General features: G+C 44.2%; 3 protein-coding genes. All 3 read right to left on the reverse strand.

Features of this window, described 5'->3' with window-relative positions:
• Positions 1 to 1764 (reverse strand): site-2 protease family protein (locus HAT2_RS00250; RefSeq protein ID WP_147267444.1); only part of this gene is annotated, 1764 nt, incomplete at its 3' end.
• Positions 1765 to 1794: 30 nt separating this feature from the next.
• Positions 1795 to 2730: a metal ABC transporter permease gene (locus tag HAT2_RS00255; protein ID WP_114544050.1), complete on the reverse strand. Its 936-nt coding sequence runs from the start codon at positions 2728 to 2730 to the stop codon at positions 1795 to 1797.
• Between the two features lie 2 nt (positions 2731 to 2732).
• On the reverse strand, positions 2733 to 4146 hold a 1414-nt coding region (locus HAT2_RS00260; RefSeq protein ID WP_181860260.1), incomplete at its 5' end, for a metal ABC transporter permease.

Raw genomic sequence — 4146 nt, forward strand, 5'->3', positions numbered from 1 at the left:
CCAAAAGAAAGCAAAAAAGATAAGTAAAAGTTTCTTCATGATCCGAGGAGGCAGTGGTCTTCCTAAAATGGCCTCCCAAGCCAAAAACATAAGATGACCTCCATCCAAAACCGGAATAGGCAATAGATTAAAAAAACCTAACTGCAAACTGAGGGCTCCCACAAGGTAAAGTAACTGAGTAGGTCCAGCCTTAACCTCGCCATAAAGATGTCTCACAATACCAATAGGACCTATAAGTTTGGGTCTATTCCAACGTATGAACAAGTTGGCCAAAAACTTGAAGTTTTGTTGCATCTCTCGAGTGAATAAAAAGAAGGGCGAAGGTCTCCATTGTACCATGTGATCGGAGAAGAAGCCTCCCAAAATAGGCTGCTTGCCCTTTGCCGCAACCAAATCAGCATAAATGTCATTTTGTAAAGAGCCAAAACTGAACTGACGTAGTAGATTGCGATAACCCTGCATTTGGTCTGGAACAAGATCTTCTCGTGCCCTCATCTCTACAGGCTGTAAAAAGAAAAAAGGGCCTTTGTCTGCTCCTGGAATGCCCTCTTCAATAAGTTGGTACAACCTACTATCGTGAAACGGTGCTTCGAAAGACTTAATGGCTTGCTTCAGCTGGTTAGGGTAAGGTTCTCGTTCTACAATCAAAAACATCTTTCTGGTTTGCAAAGCACGAACACACTCAGATAGAGATGAAACAGGAACTCCTTGTAGCGAAAGAATCTTATCCCCTACTTCCAAGCCCTCCATCTCAAGCTTGAGAAGTTGATCTGTTACAACAAGATCAGAGGACAGCAGATAGGGAATCCACCACTCTGGACGAAGAGAAGGGCGTCGTGAGTCAAAAACAAGGTCCCCAAGACGATAGACACGTTGAGCAGAATCCATTAACTCGAGCAAGGGGATACGTTCTATTACCTTTTGCTGAACTCGTCCTAGCCGATCCTGTACTGTACACAAAATCGACTCCCCAGACAAAATTCCCTCAAAGCTTTCAAAGCAAAAAGTTAATCGACCATTGGCCCACAGGACACGATCTCCTTTACGAAGCCCGGAAGAAACAAGTGGAACATTCGAATCGACAGGAGCTTGGTATAAAATAAAGCTGCCTGGAGCTATAACCCCATAAGTATCCACAGCCTTTCTCAAAGCAAGAGACCGAATAGTCCCTTTGATCGTTTGTGTTGGTCTACCACGATAGCCAATGGATAATGCCTCAACTTCGAGGCCTGAAACAGCACCCCTCTTGGAAAAATGGTCATGAGACAAAAGAACAGGATCGCCTTCGTAAGAAAGAATACGGTCACCAGAACGCAATCCTAGCCTTCTAAGATCACTTTGGGGATGTAATTCTCCAATAAAAGGATTTACATCCCGAAAAACCTTGGGAACACCCCCAGCCCCCCACAAAATGGAGAAAAACAACAGAGAAAGAGAAAAGTTCATGATAGGGCCAGAAAGAATCACGATGACCCTTTTCCACATTGAAACAGAAGGAAGCCGTTCCGTTTCATCGCGATCCTCGTCCTCGGAAAGAGGATAAATACTGTCGATTTGTACAAAACCACCAAAAGGAAACCAGCCAATCTGCCAAATCTCTTCCTTCCACGTCCTAGACAGAAGAGGAGGGCCGATACCGATGCTAAAACGTTGAACGGGGATACCCAGAGCCTTCGCAGCCAAATAGTGGCCTAGCTCATGTAAAAGGACCAAAAGCATAACCAAAAAAAGAGCAGAGCCTAGCTGAAAAATCTGTGACAGCATATCAAGAATGACCCCCCAAGAAAAAAAATGTTAAGAGGCCCGGAAAACAGGCCAAGAAAGCAGATGTACAGAAAGAAGACAAACGATGGAAACTCCAGACGAAGAAAGAGCCAAGTCAAAACTTGTTAAACATGCACGAGCAAGGGCTACGGAAAGAACAGAAAGAAAGACTGAAAGAAGGGCGCCGTTTTTCCACATATCTGCAACACAATTGCTCACTGATCTGCTCCACATTGGAATACCAACGAGATAGGCCAAGGGCAAAAATAGACCCATAACTCTTAAGGAAGCTGTGACGATAAGAGCAACCTGAAAAAGCAACAAGGCTTCGAATAGGGAGCTATAGCGAAACCAACAAGACAGCAACTCTTGATCAAAAATAAAAGCAATAAAACCCCTTCTAAGTAAAAGACAGATAAGAACATTGATGCCGGCAACGCCGGAAAGAAGAGCCACGTCAGGAAAAGTGACTAGCTCAAGATTGCCCATAACGAGATCTAATCCAACGTGAGAATTCCCCCAAAAAAGAGAGACTCCCGCGACACCAAGCGCAAACAAAATGGAAAAGACAAGAGCAAGGCTAGCATCTTCTCTAATTTTCAATCGATTTCGAAAGACATGCGTTAAAGCGGCTGTTAACCCAGCGGAAACACAAGCCCCTATTAAGATGGCTTGAGAAGAAACAGGATGATGCCATTCCTCGAGTCGTGAGGGCGCCGTCACCAGAGTACCAATTACAATCCCCACTAGAGAAGTATGAGAAACTGTGTTGGCTAACATCGTCATACGACTCAAATACAACAGAGAACCTACATAGGCAGAAAGACATCCCAAACTTGCCAAACAAACCATCTGCATCTCATCTGCAGCCATATCTTGAAAGAAAGCCCCAGAAAGAAGACGCCCTAAGAGAATAGAAAAAAAATCAAAGAAGTCTGCTTGGCAATAAGGCAAAGAAGCAACCATCTTCAGCCCTTCAAAGGTGGAATATTCTGACCATGAGGGTCTTGTGTGGGTTCTCCCAGCAATTGATGCAAAACTTCACTCGAACTTGTGGCTAAAGCGTGTTCCATCTCCTCCGCATAAGGATGTACCTCTTCTGGTGATACTCCACCCATTTTCACTAAGTACAACTCCCATAGACGATGTAATCGCAAAACACGCATAGCCTCCCTTTTACCCTCTTCTGTAAAACTATAAGAAAGAAAATGAGGACAACGACATAACAGTCTTTCCTGAACGAGAAGAGCAAGCCCTTTCTCAACTTTCTCTCTAGGCCAACTCAAAAAAGTCTCTAATTCTTCTGCTAGAATTGGTTTCTCCCCTTGCTTGAGACAAGATTTAAGAAGTACTTCTTTAACGCACTTTCGCTCATAAGCTTTTTTCTTGAGCTTGCGAGCCAGCCACCCTTTAGGCCAGGCCAGGAGATAAAGAGATCCCATACAACAACTGCTGATTAAGACAATGACAGGACCTGGTGGAATAGAAACATCCAAGTAAAGATCTAGAAATAAGCTTGATAGGAGGCCCACCAAGGCTGATGCCCCGCCTAATAAAGCAGAAAAAAGTGCCATAGGGAAAAAACGTTTCAACGTAATCTGTGCGGTTAAAGCAGGAACGACCATCAGAGACGTCACCACGAGAATGCCCCCTGTTTGAAGACCCGCGAGGATAGCCAAGGTAAAAATAAAACGCATGAAAAGATAGAAAATCCTTCTCTGTGAGGAAGGAAACAAAGTAAAGCTCGGGTCAAAGAGCAAGAACTTCATTCGGTCCTGAAAAAAGAAAAGAAAACACGTGAGGAGGGAAGATAAGGCAAGCAAAGCCAGACTGCTTTTCCATTCCAAAAAGACGACCTGACCATAGAGGAATCTCTGAGCAAAAGGCAAAAGACAAAACCATTTGGCCTGGAAGCAGCTGATCAACAAGGAACTCAATCCCATCGCCGTAGAAAGGCTCCAACACAGGAGCGTATCCTCCGGAACAAATCGGTTGTAGAAAAAGCGATAGCCCTCCAAGAAAATTGAGACGAGGCAGACAACCAAGACGGTGAGAAAGAGCACCGTATTCCAAGTCAAGAAATCATCGATCCCGCCTTGTAACCCCCACAAGATCCATAACCCCAATAATATGCCAGGGTAGGCGGCATGAGAGAGAACCTCAGCCAAAAGACTGTTCTCTAAAAAATAAGATAAGAAACCAATAAGGCCACAAATCCAACCCATGCAAAGACCACCAATAAGGGAAGGGGCCATAAGCATGAAAAATTGAGACAAGGAGACCATGATCAATCCTTTTTCTGTATTGGAATAAGGTCCTGATCTAGTTTCATCTTGTTTCGAAAAGAGAGCAAGACTAGACTCGGCAACCCGTTTCTTTTGA

This window comes from Candidatus Similichlamydia laticola, from assembly GCF_003339615.1.
Classification (GTDB): domain Bacteria; phylum Chlamydiota; class Chlamydiia; order Chlamydiales; family Parilichlamydiaceae; genus Similichlamydia; species Similichlamydia laticola.